The organism is Vibrio sp. 1CM8B, assembly GCF_023161685.1.
In the GTDB taxonomy this organism is placed as follows: domain Bacteria; phylum Pseudomonadota; class Gammaproteobacteria; order Enterobacterales; family Vibrionaceae; genus Vibrio; species Vibrio coralliirubri.
This window is the reverse complement of the sequence record NZ_JALNTU010000007.1, coordinates 1-18,243: the sequence shown is the minus strand read 5'-3', so window position 1 is coordinate 18,243 and position 18,243 is coordinate 1. Positions and strand designations below refer to the sequence as shown.

Below are 18,243 nucleotides of genomic sequence, written 5' to 3'. Positions count from 1 at the left end.
TTGTTTAGTGGATTAGCTAGTCCTCCTTTTTGGTCATATCAAGGAGAAAGAAGCCGGACCTTTATCGAGAGGGTCCGGCTTTTTCATGTCCAATATTAACTATGTTCAAGAGCCTTTTAAGTTCTTTAGCAACGCACTGATTTGGTCGATTCCGTCAAATGTGCTTGGGAGCTTTTCTGAATCCGAAAGAATGCCACTAAAGATAAGGCTTTCAAATTTCTCTAATGATGTAGAGTCTTTAGATTTAAGCTCGGATGCATACTCCGCATAGCTTTGAATGAATTGACACAACGTTTGACGCAGCTCTATTTGCATTATTTGAGCTTTAGTTGAACGATAGTTCATCAAAATAATACGGAAAAAATAGATAAGTATTAGTTCAATGGAAACCAAAGGAATTAATTTAATTAGGTCAGCCAATAGAAAGTTTGATGATGTATCTGTAGTTGAGATGGATACAAACTCAAGAACCAAAGGGACTAGTATGAGCAAGGACATGCCTATTAATGACCAGAATAACCACGTAAGCTCGTTTTCTTTCTTGTCTCCTAGGTCAGAAAAACCTTGATATAATCCTACGAAATTGAAGCCAATTTTAATTTTTTCAAGCCTTTTGTCTAAGATATCTACAGCTTCTTGCTTTGATTGTATCTGGGCATCCCACTCTTGTTTTAGTTGTTCTGCTTTATCCAATTTATTTTGGAATTCAGACACGGCTACTAAATCTTTGTTGTTTAGATGACGTTTGGTAATATTTGCAGGCATCTCATACAATGCGTAAATGATCTGACTTTTTGTTGCCGAATCATACTCTAGAGCATCTTTAATTATTTCTGACCGGAGAGCTCGAAGGTCGAAATTAAGTTCAGATTCTGCCCCAACGAAGAAGTCGAATTCACATAAGAAACGGAATGACGATGTATAAATATTGTTGATAATACTCATAGTGACTTCATAGTTGTCGTCAGAAGTAGAGAAGTCAGTTAGGTTACCTATAAAGCTTTGACCAATGTAGTGGATATTGAAACCACAGCGATCGTCCCACCCTTTGCCATCCTTAGACATAAACTTGATAATTGTTCGACTATGCTCGAGCCTTTTCTGAACCGCCTCATCATGGGTGTATTTAAAATGCTCTGTACGATTTAGAAAATCATTAAGCACTTTAGAGTGGTATTCGGATTGGAAAAACATTTTAACTCCATGATGTTGATTACTAGGTGCGAAGCACATATTGTTTGAAGTTAGATTACCATCGTTATGATTAAATCAATAATGTTTTGATTCAAGAGCTTAGTTAATACTGAAAGCTGTAGATAGGTTTAGTGAACTCTGATTGTTATGATGAATTTACCCCCGTGATACAACACGGGGGTTGGCTTCCTCCCGCCGCGCTCGTCCTCCTCAGTCTTCGTCGTCCTCACTTGTTGTCCGTCAGCACTGAAAGAGATCCTTTTCGACACTCAAATGATTTTAAAGAAAGCCAGTGAACACAAAAAAGCCTTACCGATGTGGCAAGGCCTTAAAGAGCGATTCTGGCAGGATGAGGGAGGGTGCTAGTTAGATTGGCATTGGCAGTTAGAAACACTCGCCAGTTAAGACATACGGACTAATAACCTCTACGGTGTGGCTCGGTGCCTCGTTCGCGCTTCGCACTCTCTTATCCCTGCGGGGCTAGCTAAAACAAACTTACATCAGCTCGACTCACTTCTGGCAAAGCGGCCGCCGCAGCTGCGTAAGGCTTACATGTTATCAACTTCGACAGCTGGCCTCTGTTCAGCTTCAACAAGCAATCATCAATCCGGTCAAACGTAATGTCGTAAGCTTTTAGAAAGTGTTCGTTTACCGAGTAGAAACCATCGAGCGCTTCCACCTCGATGCTAACATGACGTTCAATAGAGCCGTTTTTAATAGCGAAGTTCACACCCGTTACAAACGCTTTCTTAATTCCCTCAAAAGGAAGTACCTCAGCTATAGGAACATGAGAAAGGCTATCTTTGTCAGTGCCTTTACTGCTATCCCCACTAGAAGATACATCCCCAGAAGCTTCACTATTTTTGCTAGGTAGTATTTCACTTTGCTTAGGAACGGCAGTTGAAGACGTTGCCTGTCCCGCTTCCTCCACCGTCTCAGTAGTTTCAAAATAACGATTGGATAAGTCATAGATTATGTACCCGAAACAGAATATGGATAAAAGGAAAACCAAAATAGCTTTAGGACTACGAAAAAGCGTATTCATGGCAAGTTGTTGTTTGGCGCTGCCTGTCCCCGTAGATTTGTAGAGCAGGAAAGAGTCTAAAGGGATTTTTTGATTGGTTAAGTTGACGTCTTTCTTTTTGGGTATGACTGGAGTCGATACCGATTTGTCATGTTTCAAGATATAAGGATTTCGTTTCGTCCAGAAAAACTGATCGCGTCCCTTATGAAAGAAGTTCTGGTTTGCACATGCCTTGATTCCTGAATCGATTTGCTTCCAATCTGGTGAAAGTAACTCGATATCCCAATCATATTTTCGGTGCCTCATGAACCCCTCATTGAAGCTGTGAGGATAGATAATTCTGCCTTCTGAATCGTACTCAGCAATCCCTCTATCATCGATTTCAGAATCTTGTAATTCGTCCATGTTCGCAGGGGTGTAACGAGAATTGAAAAAGCGTTCGTAATCTTTAGGTAGTAAGCCGTCACGAGGTGATTGGGTGATGAAGTCAGACAAAGGTTTGTACTTCACTTTGCGTATGTCAAAGCCCACATTTTTAGAGAAGATATCTTGGCACTCATCAATAACAATCAGAGCGCCAATAGGGCACCAACAGAAAAAGTGCGTCCATAGGTGAACGCCAGATTCGTCCCTAGAGCTAATACGAAAGAGTTTAGCGGTGCTAGGAAACTGGATATTAAATCGCTCTTCAATGACGTTTAAGGGCTGCATACCCTCGATGTTAGTTACAACCGTTCTACCTGCTTTTAGAGCTTGATAGATAGAGAAGTAAGCCGTGTATGCAGACTTGTAAGAGCCATTAGCGCCCGTTCTTATGGTGATAGCCATTATCTAGAGAGCCTCATTACTAAAGCGGTAGTGAAGAAGTTAGCCCAGACAGCAAGGCCTTGAGGGACGCCAAACTTAAACGCATAGAATCGCAACTCGTCAGGCAAAGCATTAAAAGCTTTGGAGAGTATGTCGTTAAAGCCGATCTCTTTTAGGAGGATTTGAGCCGAGTTATAAGAGAGCTTGATAAACTCCAATTCCGCTTTTAATTTCATCTTAATCATGAAAATCTGAATGTATGAAAAGAGGTCTAGAGTCATTTGTGGGATAGCTTTAAAGAAGTCCGTAATAAACGCCATCTGTAAGCTAATCCAATCAATAAAAGAGTAGATGTAATCCATAACTAATCCTTACCTAACATTCTGGTACCAGACAAAACAAACAAGAACATCACAACCGCTGAGATGATCGTCGCGTTCTCCAATAGAGCAGAGAGCACGCCTGATTTGAAAGAGCGTTCAGCATGGTTAACATTGAGATTTAAGGTGTGCTCTTTATAGGTGCCGTTATTAAAAGAGCTGGTATCGATAGAGAATAACGCTTTGAATTTTTCAAACTCATCGGTCATTTCTTGTTTGATTTCTAGGACTTCATTTTGCACTTCAGCAATTTGATTTTGAGCGACAATGAAGCCCTCACCATCAAAGCCATAATTAGGTTCAACAAAGTTATTGTTGTTAGTAACACCATCAATCAGGTCAGTTAATTTGCTTTCTACGCCCGACATGTCAGAAGTATCTAGACCATCTATTTTGTCAGATAAAGACTGAAGGCCAGTTTCTAAACTAGTTAAATCAACCGTTGAAGAGCCGCCTGAAATTGATGATATTTTGCTATCTAGTTGGTTTAACTTTTCGCCTTGAGCCAGAGCCAACTCGTAAACCTCGCCTAAGCCATAGTTCACGCCATCAATACTGTTTTTTTGCTCTTTAAGTAGCTTATTGTTTAGATGAGCTTTAGCCGCGTTTTTTAACTGTTTGATTTGTGAAGGTGTTAAACCTGAACCATCACCACCAGACCCGTCGGTGTTTAACTTGTTAATGATTTCAGCCGTACGTCGATAGACTTCTGAAAGGTCATTTTTAATATCGTCTGTTTGTCCCATTACATAACGTGAATTAGAAGCAGCTTCACCAGACGATTGACGAGCCCTAAAAACATCATCTTTAATATCATCTAAGTTTCTATTAACAACAAAAAAACCACCCTCAATGACACTTTTTAAAGAGTATTTAGTATCACTTAATTGATTAAGAATAGATGATTGAGTATTACCTTGAGCCAGCGATAAAGCGTCTAATTTTGATTTAAAATAACCATCATTTTTATTAATTGTAGAAACAAGGGAACCGATAGACTCTCTAAAATCCGTACGCCTAACACTTCTCAAACTAAGGTCACGCAATGCACCCGCTAAATCACGGTTATTTTCGGTTAAGTGTTTCATTGTATAGCGATAAGAGCGACAGTCTTCATCATCGGTATTACAACCGACAGGCTCATTAACATCTGAAAGACGGTCGTAAAAATCATCAATAGAGTCGGGGACGCCATTAGCATTATCATCGACAACAACTCGATCACTTTTATATGGGTCAGGGTCTTCACCGTTGGGAGTTCCATCGCCATCCCAATCTTCAAAATCGTCGTTAACACCATTTTGGTTAACATCATTTTCAAAAGGGAACGGCTCAGGCGTATCACCAGAGAAGCGGTTAATCTCATCAAAAGCACAAGTGCTACCCGTATAAGTAAATTTATTCGTCCACTTATTACCCTCTACAGATATAGAAACTGAACCCGCCGTCATCCTACAAGCAGCACCCGTTGAACGATCACCAATGCAGTAAGAGCGAGGATTATCACCCCAAATATAAGCGTCCCAGGTTAAGTTTTTTCCTGTTCCCTCCAGTATCTTACAAGAACTAACGCACACACCCTCAACTTCAACTTGTCCAGCACCACACTGCAAAGCATTGGAATTGAAAGCGACAAGGACTAAAAGAAGAGAGAGGTATTTTTGATATTGTTTCACTGTAAAACCCCAGATAAGAAAACGCCCCCAAACTAGGAGGCATTGATACCCGTATATACTCCATATACGAATGACATAGCCATAACCACCCCAAACAGGACGGTTACGACTTGAGAGACAATGTCTCCCATTAGTTCCCCATAGAGTTCATGATAGCGCGAAGACCAAAGCCAATAGCAGCAAGACCGATAAGACCAACCACAACCAAACCGTAGTTCGATTGACCAGTCGTTACAGCTTCGTTGATAGCGGTTGTGATTGCAGTGTTATCAGCAAATGAAGAAGCAGATACAAATGCAGTAGAACCTAGAACCAATAGACGTTTTTTCATGATATTTCCTTTTTTAAGAGTGTGTTACTAAAAGTTGCCCCTTAGCCTTTGCCAAGAGTTTTTAAGATTCGTCCTAGCACATGGCCAGACACGAAAGATAATAAAATCCAACCTGAAACAGCGGTATAAAGTTCACTGTCGATGTTCAAAGACTGAGACGCAGTGACTAGATTGTTGTATTCAGAATCAGTGAGCATTACGAGCTGACAATCAAAGTCGGTTGACGTTCTTAAGTAACCTTGCTGAGTGGTCGTAATGCAGTTCATTGACTAAGCCTTGTTAGCTTTCATAAAGTTATCGAAGTGCTTTTTGACTTCTTCATCGACAGGAACAAGCTGATTCACCAAGATATCGAGTGGATCATTTGGGTTAGCACCAAAGCTCAGTTCGTATTCACGGTTAGCAACAAAAGCGCGTGATTGGATAAGCTGACGAGCGTAGGCCACATCAATTTTCAGAGCTTGTTTGTTGTAAGGGATGTCAGTTGAGAAACCGATACCCGTTTGCTGAAACTTCTCGTTATCGACTTCTTCAACAGCACGTAGGACAGACAGCTCCGCGAACTCCATATTAGATTTCGGGAAACGCTTGATAGAGATACCAGTTATTGTAGGCATATTCTTGACTCCAAAATTTCGATTTTCTGTTTAGTGTATTCGTCAGGAATGCCTAACGAGGTTTCAAAGTTGGCGCGTCTATGGTGCGTAGGAATGAGCATTCCGAATGCTTCACCTAAGTCTCCCTCAGTCATTGCCACAACTTCAGAAAGTGCTTTACCACATTGGCGACGAACCCAAGCAATACGAGCAAAGAACTCAAGACCGGCTTTCTTTTTGTTAAGCTCAATCTTCATCGGTTCGGCAGGGTCGATACTTGCTGAGAAGTCACACAGACCAGCAAAGGCCGAAGCAGGCGAGGCGAGTAGTGCCAAATCGCACTTCTTCAATTCCACTTCATTGCGATACCAAATCACTTCAGGGTCAGCGATGTTTTGCTCAAACTTCTTGTTGTACACACGCCAATAGATTGCAGAGGTACGAGAGCCAACTAAAACGGCTTCCTCTGATAATTCACCGGATTGCGAAACGCGCTTATGAGGAACCATTGTCGGACCACGACCGCGAGAAGCAGTGCGAAATGCTCCCTCATAAAAACATTTCTCAGCATACTTACAGTCAAAGATTCCGGTGTAGTCATCCACACAGAGATCCAAGCGGGCTAGGCGAGTGATACCCAAAAGTGACAACCACCAATGCACCTTTTTGTGTGTGGTGAAGTCGAACAACTTAGCGCAACCCGTACCATTGATTTGTACGTAGACCGTATCGTTGTTGCCACCAACACCCACTAAGCCACATTCAACCGTTCCCGTAGAATCGTAAATCACCATTGAATCTTCATAGCCATGCAGACCACGGCCACGCATAGGAGACAGACGGAAGTTAAAGACTTTTGCCATGAACTCATCGAACCTATCGGCTAAAACCTTACGACACTTGTTACGGTGTAACTCGATTGATTTCTCGATAGCTTCCGATGAGTTAAAGCGACCGTTAACGCTTTGCTTTTTAAACTCTGGGAACTGCATGTTGATAAAGTCTTGTTCGTTCGAGTTATCCAAATGTCTAAGCGAACCGTACGAAAATGAAAACGCTAAGTGATCCACTTGAACCGGACGAATTTCATCATGGAACTTATGAGGCTTTTTAGATGGCATGGAACACACCCTTAACCAAAAGCTCTTGGTAGTTTTCATCCGTGATTTCAACAATCTGAAATGACACCATGCCGTAATGAACTTCCATGAATTGGAAGAACTCACGCTGAGTCTTGAAGAAGTTATGACCCCAAGGGAAATAGGCGTTGATACCGTGATTGGGTTCGTTGTCGAAGTAGATTGAATCCATGATTAACTTCTCAATGCTTGAGCGAGTTTGTTTGCGAATGAGTTAACAGCAAGCTTCATAGCTGCATTACATTCTCTGCATACTGTTTGAGATGTGAAATTGTTCATACACGCAGTGCAAAGAGAATTTGTAGGAATCTTTAAATCGTAGAACGAACAGAACTGTTCAAGCTCTTGGTCGTTATCAAACGTGAAAGTGAAAGAGTCACTATAGTTATAAAGTGGATTCTTATAACTGACTGTGTGAAACAGTTCTTCACCAATTGTGCGTTGGCCAAACTCAAGTTCGCTAACAAGGAACTCAAAGCAGATTTCTAGTGGTGAGTTATGAAGAGACACAGACGCGTGTGTGAAATCTGGGTAGTTAGAGAAGCTAACGTGTTCAGATTTCAAAACAGAGCCGTATTGAATAGATTCAATTTGGAACATAGAAGCCACCAGAAGTAGTAAGTACGATGATTTCCGTACAGTAAATACGATAAATCTCGTAGTGGCAATACGATAAAATTCGTGTTTATGAGCTAGAATCGAGCTAGAGGAAACAAACGAGGTTTTCAAAATGTACACAAAGAAACTCATAGATGCTTATAAAGAGCACATGAACTATGTCCAATATAAGCAAGTCGCATCTGATTTAGGCATTAGCACTCAAATGCTAACGGATATTCGAAAAGACCGAGCGTTTTTAAAAGAGAATCAAGTACTTATGCTTGCTGACATTGTTGGTGAGGATAAAGAAAAGGCATTAGTTGGTCTTGCGTTAGATAAAGCAAAAACGTACGAAGCACAGACACTGTGGAACAGCATTGCAAAAAAGTATAACGGGCTTGGTTTAAGAAGTATTTCAATGGCTTGCGGTGGATTAGCACTAATGGTTTCTACCCCAAATGAAGCCCTAGCCAACTGCGTATTATGTATATGGGGGTAAAGTTTTGGCGGCCCATTTAGTCGGGCCCGTTTTCCTCTAACACTCTAATAACTCTTTCATTTTTCTGCTTGTTAGGCAGAAGACCAAACACCACATTCTGATCCGTTTCGCCTAACATATCACCGATCTCGAACGCGACGTCCCAATCCATGCCAGAGATGCCTCTTCGCCAGTTGTAGAGCCGTTTGTCACTTACTTTGAGTTTTCTTGCTAATTGATACTCTGAAGGTAGGTGATACTTGGCTTTTACTCTATCTAAAAGTGCATTTGTATAGTTAATAGCGTGCATATGATTTCCCGTCCTTTGAAGCGATTAAAAGATAGAATCCTCCGAATTACCATCCCTGACAGGCATTTCCAGTAGGTAAAAATTCGGATAGGGTGAACTTGATCGGGGTAGATATACGCTAGAAGGACGTATGAAAAATCATGAACCAGACGTGGATGAAACATTAAATGCTGCAGAGCAAGCCGTCAAAAATGGCAAGCTGAGATCGAGTGTCAGATTGTTGATTGTCTCACTGAGACAGATCTTAGAACGCCAAAAATTGGCGGTCAAAAATCGTAGCAAGGGAGCTTAATAGGCTTTGATTTGTTATGAACCAACTTTGCCCAAAGAAAACCTCTCAACGTAAACGAAGTGCCCGTCCTCTAGCGGCGCTGAATCGTGGCCGTTGGATTAAACTGCTCGATAACCCATCTCAATACGATTATTTGTTGTCTCCATCCGGCAAGTCCACACAACGCCAATATCTAACTGATGTCGCGCGCGTCATGGATTACCTTGTCAGCGAACTGGAGTTTCGAACCAGTAAAGTCGGTGTGGTGACCGCGAATGGTTTCTTATTGCGTACTTGGGCGAATGTCGCGAGAGGCACCGGATTACCTGAATGGCGAGTTAAACAGTGCGTGAAGTATGCCAAAGACCGTGGGTGGATCACATCGAAACAACCACGCGAAAACATTAATGGAGATTGGTACGGACTGGCGTCGATAAAGCGTATAACAGACAAATATTTCCGCGATATTGGTTTGAACTTGGCGTATTTGAACGCGAAGCAAGCCGCGACCAAAAACCTTAAGAAACTCTCGGCTTCAACCGGTGTTCACCTTCGTTATTTGCTCACGCCCATCACTTTACTACGCAAGTTTGCCCGTCGAGCGACTCAAACTAATACCGTTACTTTCCCTTAAAGTACATAGGCCAAACTGCGCCTCGATCTGTCTAAACCCTCATATTTGACCTATTTTAGCCAATATAGTCCTTAGAATGACCGAGTTTGAGTCAGTGGATCTCGAGTTGTGGATAAGCACGTCAGTAACACATGTATGGCCGTCATAACTACTCCATGACGTTATCCCACAAGCTCCCAACGCATAGTCTAAAGACTAGTGATCTATCTAAAGATAGATGTAAGGGAGAGTTACTGTTACCCCGTGAAACACGGGGATAACTTCGATAATGATGGCGCTCTACGTGCTCGCAAGCGAGCTGGAGCTTAATAGGTGCTAGACCTTGGGCAGCAAGGCGATAAACACGGTAAACGTTAAACAGTCACCAGCTTTGAGTCGCTGCGCGACGGCTTAGCAGGAAAAGAAGGCGGGATTGAATTTGGATTTTGATAACCAAAACCTATTAGGTTTTATAATTTGATTGCTATAATCTATTAGTTAACGTCGAGAGACAGGGACAACCAACGTCGTGAGACAGAGGAAAAAACAATGAATCACCACCAACAGACTTACCATCAATTGGTTAGGGAACTGGAGAGCGTGCAACAGACGCTCACTCAGTCGGTACCGGACTGGGACAGTATCCCAGCTTTGAAAAAGCCCATAGCCGCTATCCAAGCGGCGCAAGAAGCCAGTCATCATATCGCCACGTCGACCCAATTACTCAAAGCACTCATGGAGAACTTCCACCTTAGATTGTGTGAGTTGGAGGCGAACCATGGCCAGTAAGAATCCAATCAAAGGCTACATTGCGTGCCCAACACACGGGTGCGGTGAAGTGTGCACGATACATGCCGTTGGCGAGCACAAAATCCTTGAAGGAGGCGACCCGCCTAAAAACAAGCGCCGGCTCGGCCAGCTTTATACGATATGCCCACGTTGCAAAACCAATCAAAGTGCAGGTAAACCGTTTCAAGACTGGTTAACAAACCACATGGTTTCCAGTCCAGAAAAAGCCACTACTGGTTATACATCCAGTGGTGGTGGTAAGTCTAACCCAACGCCATCATCGAAAACCAACGAAACCAAGTCGTATAAGGCTTCTTGCGTGATTGAACCGTCAGAGAGCGTAACCACCGAAACCACAAACGTTCGGTTAGGTTGGTCATTATTGGCATTAATTGGAACGTGCTGCCTGTTGTGGATCGCGTTATCGACCAGCAAAAAGTCAGGAATCAGCCATGAACATTGAAACGACAACCACCCATGATGACAACGTCTTGGATGAACGTGATCAACAAGCCTTAGAGGCGGTGAATGCGTTGAGACAAGAACGAGAGCAAACGGAACAATCAGAAGATTCTCAAGAGCCCGAATCAATATCTGAAGGTATCAGCTTCGGTGAAGAAGACGCGCGCATGATGTTGTCGTATGGCTTGGGCGTGGTGGAAATGACCGTCGCCAGTGTGTTCGATGTGCCATTTGAAATTGAAACCCAAGCTGGTAACCAATGGCTAGATGCGGCCTCGCCGATGCTCCAAAAGTACGGTCCGGTAGGATTGAAATGGTTCGGGCAATATCAGGGTGAATTCATCTTTGCGATGGCCTCAATGACCTTGATCGGCGGGTGTGCCAAACAAGTGCGTCAATTGAAGCAAGCCCAAGTTGAGGCAACCGAGCCGGAAACGCCACAGGAGGCTGATGGTGAAGCTGCCCAATCCAGTGAACAAGAATAACGCCCACAATGCCGAGCATGTTTGTTATATGGGGACGACGGGCAGTTGTAAAACCACGGCCATTCGCCGGCTTAACTTCATTGAGCGCCAGTCTCAAGTGGTAATGTTTGATCCCTACAGTGAGCATCTTGAGGCGCCACTTAAAGGTGGTCGCGTGCAAGCGTGTTACAGCTTCGACGAGTTCTATCATAAAGCGTGGTTTGCCCGTAAGAAAAAGGCCGCGTTTCGTTTGGCGTTGGTTGAGCAAGACAGGACGCGCGAGAACCTTGAGCGGTTCGCTAATATGGTGTGGTCATTGGGTAATGGCCACCATCCTAAAAAGCTCCATTGCGTTATCGAAGAGTTAGCCAAGTTCACGCATTCACCGTCCAAACTCGATGGTATCGCTGGCGAGTTATGGACGGGCGGTCGCGGGTTTGGTTTGGTTATGCATGCGACGTTTCAACGTGGCCAAGAAGTGCCAAAGACGGTGCTTGATGAATCCAAGTATGTGTATGTGGGCGCGGTCAGTTCAAGGCGCAACGCTAAGTACATCTCAGAGTATTTCGACATTCCAATCGACGCCATTCTTTCGCTGCAGAGCTGCGTAGACCGTGAGCATTTAGGGCGTAAAAAGTTCGCCGATTACATCCTCAAATCCCCGGGTTTAGGGAAATGGCAGCAAGGTAAAATCTACCCAAACCGATAAAGGTAACCTAATAGGTTAAACCCTTTACCTAACAGGCTTTAGGGACTGGTGATTCTGATATGAAAGAGCCACGTTAACAGCATCAATCATTCTAAAGGAACTCCCATGAGATTGAATGTGAAAAACGTGGCGATTGTCGCCGGAATTGCGGCGGTAACGACGGGTGCAATCGTCTTTGCCGTGAATAATAAAGTCGGTGGCCTAGATAAGTTACTCGGTCGTTCTGGCTGGTTCTAAAGGGGATCACGATGTCAGTCAAACCAATCAAACTCAATTCGATGGTTGGCGCGTCGTGGGGACAGAAAGGCACGTTGCCTATCCCTAATGGCCCGACATACCACGAGCTTATCCTTGAAACCAACGCGAGCGCGGCAGATATGTTACGCATCGCGATCACTCTGAACGCAGAAGAGATCTACGTTCTAAGTGGCGAAGAGCTGTTGATGCTAGAGCGTTATAAGCGACGTGATGCCATTGCGGGGCATTTTGTTATCCCGTTCAGTGACATTGTGGCGCGTACTAAAAACGGAGTGCGTTACACCGGTTTAGTCACAGAGCTTGGCGATAACATCCACCTAGATATTCAGTTCAAGAGCAAAGCGGCGAACGCGACGCCGTTGTCCATTCAAGTTCATGCATGGGTGAGTAATTCTCAAGCCATGCGAGTGTTGGTCCCAATGATCAAACGCGAAACCATGCCAGCCAATGCTCAAGGTGAGAACGAGTTCACCAACTTGGTAACGAGTCCACTTATCAGTATTAGGCGCATGCACTTTATGCACGACAACATCAGCAAGCTTGAAATAGAGCGTGATTTTGTCAAAGAGTACGAAGCCAACACCTTTATTTCAGAGGCTAATGCCAAGCGGAATCAGCGTACGCCACAAGATGGTTATTTCCATTTTGACCCAATTGTACGTGGGTTCTCTATTGATGAGTTGTTTCCAACGCAGCACAGCTCAAACCTCAAGTTTTCTGTCACGACAACGGATGTCCCTGGATCGATACCTATCTTAGTGGAATCGGTAAAAGTCACACGTCCTGAAGTGCTGCAAAGTGGTACGGGATAAGGAACGGCGATGAAAAGCTTCTTTGATGATCTCTTAGAGTTTGGGTCGGGTGCTTTGGATTCCGTGGGGGAAAACGCGTCGTGGCTTTTTCCGAGTAATGACCAGTCAACCAACCCAGATAAGACCCAACAACCGAATCATCCTGTCGTCGATGACAGAGGGAACGCCGTAACTACACCTCAAGGGCAACGTCAGGTTGATCAAACCTTGCTGTATGTCGGTGGCGGAATTGGTTTGATGGTGGTGCTGTTATTGGGCGTACTCGCATTTCGAAAATAGGGAGAAGGTCATGCCATTAGTGTTGTGGGTGTTAGGTGGCGTAGGCGCGGGCAGTCTCATCGGGATCAGCGCGAGCAAAGGAATAACCAAAGTGTTGTTTGTGGCGCTCATCATTGCCTCATGGATTTGGTTTAAAGGAGGGCAATGATGCTCGGATCATTAACATCACTGACGGGAGGTGGCGGTTTGCAAGGCGGTATGGCAGGGCCTGCGACCTCTGGAACGGCAGGTAACACCACGAACAACAGTGGATTCGAAGGCGGGCACATCAGCCTCGGTGAATCCAAAGGAATGCCGTGGTGGTTCATTGTATTGATGGCGTTATTTGCGTTGTATGCGCTGTCAAAACGCTAGTTTGCGACCGGCGACATGGCAACAGGTTCAGCAACGGTTAAAACCGGTACTTAGAGACTACTACGAACAAGCACAAACTGAGGTAGCACAAGGCTTAGAGGCAACGTTTCAAATAAGTGACACTGTTATGTTGTTGCGTGGTGAGCAGTTAAAAAACAACACCAAAGAGTTGGTTGTTGTGGGGTTGGTGGGAGAAATGGCCACCGGCACGTTGGCCGCCATTGAGCATGCGAAACAGCATGGTTTTGATTCGGTGCGAGCGCATTTTTATCGTGATGGTGCCGAGCGATTCATTGCAAGACGATTAAAATTACCGGTTCACGAAATTGAACGTCGCGGTGATGAACGGGTTTTACAAATAAGGTTAGCGGATATGGGTGGAAGAAGTTCTTCGAAAAGTCGTCAAAGCAACACCACAACGACCACGAATACCAGCAGCAGTGCTGCGGTGGGTCGCGATAATACCGGCGTGATGATGTCGGGCGTCAGTGACTCGGACATCAATTTGACCATGACCGATCATGGCGCAATGGCCATTGCTGGACGAACTGCAGAAGAAGCGTTTGATTTTGGCACCCAAGCCTTGAGAGTCAATGAATCGGTCGTCGGAGATTCATTGAACATGGTCGATAACTCGCTGCGCGTGGTCGACAACACCGTTGACGAAGCGTTTGGGTTTGGATCTTCCGCGCTTGAAGAGCAATCCGAAGTGAGCCAATACGCGATTGATTCAATCAAGTCGATGGCAGGCCAGCAAACGGAAACCACTAAAGCGGCGATTGCTTTGGCCGATGGTGCTAAATCTCGAGAGCAAACCGGTACCTCAGAATCGGACAATTCAATGTTGAAGAAACTGTCTCTCACAATGGGGATCATCGGCACCATTATCACGATAGGTGTTTTGATGGCAGGGCGTTCATCATGAAACAGACTCACACACTAAGACCTAATCAAACGTTGACGTTTAACGTGGGTCAGTCCGGTAAGTACCTTATATTACGCGACACTACGCACTCGTTACTGCTGCAGGGCGATACCATGCGTCCAGTTGAGATCTTTGGTGGTGACACCGTTGATGTGTCAGCGCTGGATAAGCTCGAATTACACAATCACCAACCCGTTTCCGTGACCTTTGAATACCAAGTGTCGGATTTACTGATCATGACTAAGGCTCAGAAAATCAGCGTCAACAATGCGCTGTTAGTCAGTGAAATTGAAAAGCCAATAAATGTTAGAAAAGTGCTCGATCCGGTTAAGGTTAGTGACATTGTAACTCCAATAAAAGTGTCTGAAATACAAACGCCTATTACGATTAGTCAGGTTCAAACACCCGTCAATGTCAATCGAGTGGCCGAGCCGGTTACCGTCGACCAAATCACACAGCCGTTGACCGTTGAACGTATTCAACAACCGGTGAATGTTGAGGTCGGAAATACATCACTAAACGTGCAAGCTACCATCACCAATAGTGAATTGAAAGTCACGTCGGATCCTGAGCGGGTGACGTTCGCCAAAATCGGCAATGGGACTCTGGCATTAACGGGGCGAACACAGACCATTCGCAGCAAAACCGCTAGAAGGCTCCTCATTTTACAAGCGGCTTCGACCAACAAAGCGTCGGTCATGGTGCAAGAGTTTTTGGAGTTACGCCCGGGTGGGCATTTGATGCTCAACACTAATCAAGCCGTGAGCTTGAAAGGCACCGCGAGCGACCGCCTTAAAGTAGGAGAAGCGCTATGATGTTGTCATTAACCAATCCTGAGCTTACGAGCGCTAATGATAGTTTGTTGAACGTGGAGGCAAAGCACGACAATCAGATGAAATTCATTTTCGGCTCAAATCGAAAGGCGTCGTTCCCACTTTCTAACCATGTCGAATTGCTCGATTTGACCCTTAGGCGCTTTAAGCAATCGCAAGCAACGCCTCACAACCAGAGCAGTAGTTCCTCTCGGATTTTGGCGAAACCTGGCATCGTCTATATCAGATTTCTCAGGGCCAACAACACGCAAGTGTCTTCGCGTCTCTTGTATCTGTATTTTGCCTCGAATTCCCTTTATGGCTATCCACTGTTTCTTATAAAACCGAAAGCCGCGGCCAAACTTGAAATTACCGTTTCCAACGTTGATGCCAGCGTTACGTTGCATTCGAGACTCCTAGTGAAATCGGAGGACGAATGAGATGGATAGTGTTACTCGCCAGTGGCTTACTGGCTGGAGTGTATCTTATGAATAAGAAAACCATCGATGAGTCGGTCAGCAACTTTGTGTTGTCTGCTCGCAGTGAAGCTCGAATGCTCGGTGTACATGGTGATTTGAAGAAAGTGGTCCGTAGGGCCTTACAGATCTCGCCATACGATTTCGGTATCACGGAAGGGCTACGTACCGCAAAACGCCAATACCAACTCTATCAGGAGGGCTTGAGTCAACTCGACGGCCACAAACGCCCAAGTCGCCATCAATCCGGTCATGCGATTGATTTCGTGGCTTACGATGAAAACAGTAAGGTGACATGGGACTTTAAGTATTACGAAGCGATCAGCAAAGCCTTTAAACAAGCGGCTAGGGAGCTTGAAGTCTCAATCATTTGGGGCGGAGACTGGAAAAGCCTTAGAGATGGTCCACACGTTGAGTTGAATCGTTTGGTGTACCCATGATTGGCGCGTTATTGAATCTTGTGACCGGTGGCGTAGCGACGTATAGGCAGCTCAATCAAAACAAAGCTGAGGCGTTAAAGCGTAAAGATGAACTCGAAAATGAGAAGCATCAGGCGAGGGTACGTCGATTACAAAATGGCGAAGAGCAGGCCAGCAGCCTTGATGAAACCAGCATTCGAGATAGGGGATTTAAGGATGAATTCATTCTGCTCGTCGTCTTCGTACCGCTCATCTTGTCTTTCATTCCTAATTACGCGCCATACGTCGAGCAAGGCTTCAATGCACTGCAGAACATCCCTAACCCTTATTGGTTTGTGGTTGGTGCCGTTGTAGTCGATACGCTAGGCATGCGTGCCATGGTGCGATACCTGCTTGAATACTACGCATCTCGATGGAAAACGAAGTGATGGCGTACCTCGATGCGTTAATCATCGCACTTATTACAGGTGGAGTCTCAAGCCTTGGTACGATTGCGGCTTTGAAAACTGACATCAACTGGATAAAGCGAGTGCAGCAAGACCAAGAGCAACGGATACGAAAACTGGAGATACCGAATGAAAGGACACAAGTGCAAAGGCCGCCGACCAAACGGCCAACTTAAGAAAGGTTACACGCTCAAGAACGGGCGAGTGGTTAGGGCGAATACCACACGAAAACGCTACAAGAAACGCAGATAATTCACACCAATCTAAAGGGCTACTTTCTTACGAGAGTAGCCCTTTCTGCATTTCTACGACAAGAATCTACATTTTAAGCATCAAGTTTTACAGCTAATGGTTTAAATCACTGTTATAGGTAGGGTTAATGGTTATAATCCTTTTCCATAAATCAGACTAGATAGAAAAATTCTGTATTTAAATACAGAATTTTTCTGTCTAATAAGCTGTTATGCGATTGGTCCATTGCCAAAATTAGGAGAGATGTAATGGGTATATTTGATCTGTTTTCGAAGAGACAAAAAAGACTTCGTGGTGATGTACCAGATGTTTATAGTTATGATTCCTTACCAAACTCTTTGAGAGTACAGATTATTCATATCTGGGATGATGCTCTAGGTAATAATCAACAGTATTGGGACTTCGGAGACGTCCGTGACACATACAAGTTTATCGTGGACACATTATGTCGAGAGTACGGCTTGTTCAAACTGCCGACTGCTAAAGACTATGGTGAGCGCCATTATTTAGAAGAGCTTGCTAATTATCTTTTGAAAGAACAAGACGTTGAAAAGCAATTAGATGTTGTTGAAATGACTTTCAAAGCTATCAACAAGTTGACTCGTGAATATCGTTATACTGGAAAGCAAAATGCTTCTCAAGTTGCCGACAGTGCCATTGATGAACTCAATAAACGATTTAAAGAACATGGTGTAGGTTTTCAGTTTACCAATAATGAAATTTTCCGTATAGACTCGGAGTTGCTACATATTGAGGCGGTCAAACCAGCTTTAAGGTTATTAAATCAACCTAATTATGAGGGAGCGCAAGAAGAGTTTCTGCTTGCATATGAACATTATCGTCATGGTAGGTATAAAGAATCGCTAAACGATTGCCTAAAGGCTTTTGAAAGTACAATGAAGTCAATTTGTGATAAGCAAGGGTGGCATTACCAAGCTAATGCAACATCAAAATCGCTTATAAAGGTATGTTTTGACAATGATTTGATTCCCGCATTTTGGCAACAGCAAATGACGTCGTTAAGAAGTTTACTTGAAAGTAGTGTTCCAACTGGACGCAATAAACTAAGCGGGCATGGTCAAGGCTCTGAACCAATAGAAATTCCGGAGCACCTCGTAGCCTATATGCTACACATGACAGCTTCGACTTTAGTTTTCTTAGCAACAGCGGAAGAAAAAATCGCATAACAAAGCATTTAAGAGTGATTCCCAACGCTTGGCATTTTTCATTCCATCGTTGGGTTTTGGGTTTTGTGTTTACGGTGGTGTGGTTAGGTTTCGTGGTAGCGTTGCTCACACCTTAATGCGGCTACATGGATTCCCCCCGGGTTGTCAAACATCCGCTAAACTTATTTTGATGGGTTTTGG

At 44.2% G+C, this 18,243-nt stretch carries 30 protein-coding genes; 19 read left to right on the top strand and 11 right to left on the bottom strand.

Features of this window, described 5'->3' with window-relative positions:
* Nucleotides 1–105 precede the first annotated feature (105 nt).
* From MSG36_RS14990 to MSG36_RS14945, 10 genes are all read right to left on the bottom strand, one after another.
* On the bottom strand, nucleotides 106–1,194 hold the full coding sequence (locus MSG36_RS14990) for a hypothetical protein (protein WP_248368554.1): 1,089 nt from the start codon (nucleotides 1,192–1,194) through the stop codon (nucleotides 106–108).
* Between the two features lie 484 nt (nucleotides 1,195–1,678).
* Nucleotides 1,679–3,046 (bottom strand): zonular occludens toxin domain-containing protein, encoded by a 1,368-nt coding sequence (locus MSG36_RS14985; RefSeq protein WP_248368552.1) that lies wholly within the window; start codon nucleotides 3,044–3,046, stop codon nucleotides 1,679–1,681.
* On the bottom strand, nucleotides 3,046–3,387 hold the full coding sequence (locus tag MSG36_RS14980; protein ID WP_048659343.1) for a hypothetical protein: 342 nt from the start codon (nucleotides 3,385–3,387) through the stop codon (nucleotides 3,046–3,048). The genes MSG36_RS14985 and MSG36_RS14980 overlap by 1 nt, the downstream gene beginning before the upstream one ends.
* Nucleotides 3,388–3,389: 2 nt before the next feature.
* Nucleotides 3,390–5,081: a hypothetical protein gene (locus tag MSG36_RS14975; protein WP_248368550.1), complete on the bottom strand. Its 1,692-nt coding sequence runs from the start codon at nucleotides 5,079–5,081 to the stop codon at nucleotides 3,390–3,392.
* A 130-nt stretch (nucleotides 5,082–5,211) separates the two neighbouring features.
* The gene (locus tag MSG36_RS14970; RefSeq protein WP_055319872.1) at nucleotides 5,212–5,412 is read right to left on the bottom strand and encodes a hypothetical protein; all 201 of its coding nucleotides are present in this window, start codon (nucleotides 5,410–5,412) and stop codon (nucleotides 5,212–5,214) included.
* A 41-nt stretch (nucleotides 5,413–5,453) separates the two neighbouring features.
* Nucleotides 5,454–5,678: a hypothetical protein gene (locus MSG36_RS14965; protein ID WP_248368548.1), complete on the bottom strand. Its 225-nt coding sequence runs from the start codon at nucleotides 5,676–5,678 to the stop codon at nucleotides 5,454–5,456.
* 3 nt (nucleotides 5,679–5,681) lie between these two features.
* On the bottom strand, nucleotides 5,682–6,029 hold the full coding sequence (locus MSG36_RS14960) for a DUF1293 family protein (RefSeq protein WP_048659348.1): 348 nt from the start codon (nucleotides 6,027–6,029) through the stop codon (nucleotides 5,682–5,684).
* The gene (locus MSG36_RS14955) at nucleotides 6,017–7,129 is read right to left on the bottom strand and encodes a replication initiation factor domain-containing protein (RefSeq protein ID WP_248368546.1); all 1,113 of its coding nucleotides are present in this window, start codon (nucleotides 7,127–7,129) and stop codon (nucleotides 6,017–6,019) included. Before MSG36_RS14955 ends, MSG36_RS14960 begins: the two co-directional genes overlap by 13 nt.
* Nucleotides 7,119–7,319 carry a hypothetical protein gene (locus MSG36_RS14950; RefSeq protein ID WP_020699819.1) on the bottom strand — a complete coding sequence of 67 codons (201 nt, stop codon included), beginning with the start codon at nucleotides 7,317–7,319 and terminating at the stop codon, nucleotides 7,119–7,121. The genes MSG36_RS14955 and MSG36_RS14950 overlap by 11 nt, the downstream gene beginning before the upstream one ends.
* A 2-nt stretch (nucleotides 7,320–7,321) precedes the next feature.
* Nucleotides 7,322–7,747 carry a hypothetical protein gene (locus MSG36_RS14945; RefSeq protein ID WP_248368544.1) on the bottom strand — a complete coding sequence of 142 codons (426 nt, stop codon included), beginning with the start codon at nucleotides 7,745–7,747 and terminating at the stop codon, nucleotides 7,322–7,324.
* Nucleotides 7,748–7,877: 130 nt separating this feature from the next.
* Between MSG36_RS14945 and MSG36_RS14940 the strand changes: the two genes are divergently transcribed.
* A complete protein-coding gene (locus MSG36_RS14940) occupies nucleotides 7,878–8,246 on the top strand; it encodes a DUF3693 domain-containing protein (RefSeq protein ID WP_248368542.1) in 369 nt (122 codons plus the stop codon).
* Nucleotides 8,247–8,262: 16 nt separating this feature from the next.
* On the opposite strand, the gene MSG36_RS14935 is transcribed toward MSG36_RS14940, so the two are convergent.
* Nucleotides 8,263–8,535, bottom strand: coding sequence for a hypothetical protein (locus tag MSG36_RS14935; RefSeq protein ID WP_048613574.1), 273 nt, complete (start codon nucleotides 8,533–8,535; stop codon nucleotides 8,263–8,265).
* A gap of 130 nt (nucleotides 8,536–8,665) precedes the next feature.
* Between MSG36_RS14935 and MSG36_RS14930 the strand changes: the two genes are divergently transcribed.
* The 18 genes from MSG36_RS14930 (at nucleotide 8,666) to MSG36_RS14860 (ending at nucleotide 18,063) form a co-directional block, all read left to right on the top strand.
* Nucleotides 8,666–8,827: a hypothetical protein gene (locus MSG36_RS14930; RefSeq protein WP_193840767.1), complete on the top strand. Its 162-nt coding sequence runs from the start codon at nucleotides 8,666–8,668 to the stop codon at nucleotides 8,825–8,827.
* Nucleotides 8,828–8,843: 16 nt separating this feature from the next.
* Nucleotides 8,844–9,440 carry a hypothetical protein gene (locus MSG36_RS14925; RefSeq protein WP_248368540.1) on the top strand — a complete coding sequence of 199 codons (597 nt, stop codon included), beginning with the start codon at nucleotides 8,844–8,846 and terminating at the stop codon, nucleotides 9,438–9,440.
* Nucleotides 9,441–9,968: 528 nt separating this feature from the next.
* The gene (locus tag MSG36_RS14920) at nucleotides 9,969–10,208 is read left to right on the top strand and encodes a hypothetical protein (protein WP_048612119.1); all 240 of its coding nucleotides are present in this window, start codon (nucleotides 9,969–9,971) and stop codon (nucleotides 10,206–10,208) included.
* Nucleotides 10,198–10,671, top strand: coding sequence for a hypothetical protein (locus MSG36_RS14915; RefSeq protein ID WP_248368538.1), 474 nt, complete (start codon nucleotides 10,198–10,200; stop codon nucleotides 10,669–10,671). The genes MSG36_RS14920 and MSG36_RS14915 overlap by 11 nt, the downstream gene beginning before the upstream one ends.
* A complete protein-coding gene (locus tag MSG36_RS14910) occupies nucleotides 10,661–11,155 on the top strand; it encodes a hypothetical protein (RefSeq protein WP_248368536.1) in 495 nt (164 codons plus the stop codon). Before MSG36_RS14915 ends, MSG36_RS14910 begins: the two co-directional genes overlap by 11 nt.
* The gene (locus tag MSG36_RS14905; RefSeq protein ID WP_241487281.1) at nucleotides 11,121–11,843 is read left to right on the top strand and encodes a hypothetical protein; all 723 of its coding nucleotides are present in this window, start codon (nucleotides 11,121–11,123) and stop codon (nucleotides 11,841–11,843) included. The genes MSG36_RS14910 and MSG36_RS14905 overlap by 35 nt, the downstream gene beginning before the upstream one ends.
* A 105-nt stretch (nucleotides 11,844–11,948) precedes the next feature.
* Nucleotides 11,949–12,080 (top strand): hypothetical protein, encoded by a 132-nt coding sequence (locus MSG36_RS23875; protein ID WP_016787086.1) that lies wholly within the window; start codon nucleotides 11,949–11,951, stop codon nucleotides 12,078–12,080.
* An 11-nt stretch (nucleotides 12,081–12,091) separates the two neighbouring features.
* A complete protein-coding gene (locus tag MSG36_RS14900) occupies nucleotides 12,092–12,913 on the top strand; it encodes a major capsid protein P2 (RefSeq protein WP_048613583.1) in 822 nt (273 codons plus the stop codon).
* Nucleotides 12,914–12,922: 9 nt separating this feature from the next.
* Complete coding sequence (locus MSG36_RS14895) at nucleotides 12,923–13,192, top strand: hypothetical protein (RefSeq protein WP_048668538.1); 270 nt, start codon at nucleotides 12,923–12,925, stop codon at nucleotides 13,190–13,192.
* A gap of 10 nt (nucleotides 13,193–13,202) precedes the next feature.
* Nucleotides 13,203–13,340 carry a hypothetical protein gene (locus MSG36_RS14890; RefSeq protein WP_170960649.1) on the top strand — a complete coding sequence of 46 codons (138 nt, stop codon included), beginning with the start codon at nucleotides 13,203–13,205 and terminating at the stop codon, nucleotides 13,338–13,340.
* A complete protein-coding gene (locus MSG36_RS14885) occupies nucleotides 13,340–13,546 on the top strand; it encodes a hypothetical protein (protein WP_048668539.1) in 207 nt (68 codons plus the stop codon). Before MSG36_RS14890 ends, MSG36_RS14885 begins: the two co-directional genes overlap by 1 nt.
* On the top strand, nucleotides 13,527–14,471 hold the full coding sequence (locus MSG36_RS14880; protein ID WP_248368533.1) for a hypothetical protein: 945 nt from the start codon (nucleotides 13,527–13,529) through the stop codon (nucleotides 14,469–14,471). The genes MSG36_RS14885 and MSG36_RS14880 overlap by 20 nt, the downstream gene beginning before the upstream one ends.
* Nucleotides 14,468–15,286: a hypothetical protein gene (locus MSG36_RS14875; RefSeq protein ID WP_248368530.1), complete on the top strand. Its 819-nt coding sequence runs from the start codon at nucleotides 14,468–14,470 to the stop codon at nucleotides 15,284–15,286. Before MSG36_RS14880 ends, MSG36_RS14875 begins: the two co-directional genes overlap by 4 nt.
* A 484-nt stretch (nucleotides 15,287–15,770) precedes the next feature.
* Entirely contained in the window at nucleotides 15,771–16,199 is a 429-nt protein-coding gene (locus MSG36_RS14870; RefSeq protein ID WP_048668543.1) for a M15 family metallopeptidase, read from the top strand.
* Nucleotides 16,196–16,606 carry a hypothetical protein gene (locus MSG36_RS14865; protein WP_248368527.1) on the top strand — a complete coding sequence of 137 codons (411 nt, stop codon included), beginning with the start codon at nucleotides 16,196–16,198 and terminating at the stop codon, nucleotides 16,604–16,606. Before MSG36_RS14870 ends, MSG36_RS14865 begins: the two co-directional genes overlap by 4 nt.
* Complete coding sequence (locus tag MSG36_RS23905) at nucleotides 16,606–16,800, top strand: hypothetical protein (protein ID WP_086049461.1); 195 nt, start codon at nucleotides 16,606–16,608, stop codon at nucleotides 16,798–16,800. Before MSG36_RS14865 ends, MSG36_RS23905 begins: the two co-directional genes overlap by 1 nt.
* Entirely contained in the window at nucleotides 16,754–16,876 is a 123-nt protein-coding gene (locus MSG36_RS23870) for a hypothetical protein (RefSeq protein ID WP_258186662.1), read from the top strand. Before MSG36_RS23905 ends, MSG36_RS23870 begins: the two co-directional genes overlap by 47 nt.
* A 248-nt stretch (nucleotides 16,877–17,124) precedes the next feature.
* Nucleotides 17,125–18,063, top strand: a complete 939-nt coding sequence (locus MSG36_RS14860) for a hypothetical protein (protein WP_248368524.1) — start codon at nucleotides 17,125–17,127, stop codon at nucleotides 18,061–18,063.
* Nucleotides 18,064–18,243 lie beyond the last annotated feature (180 nt).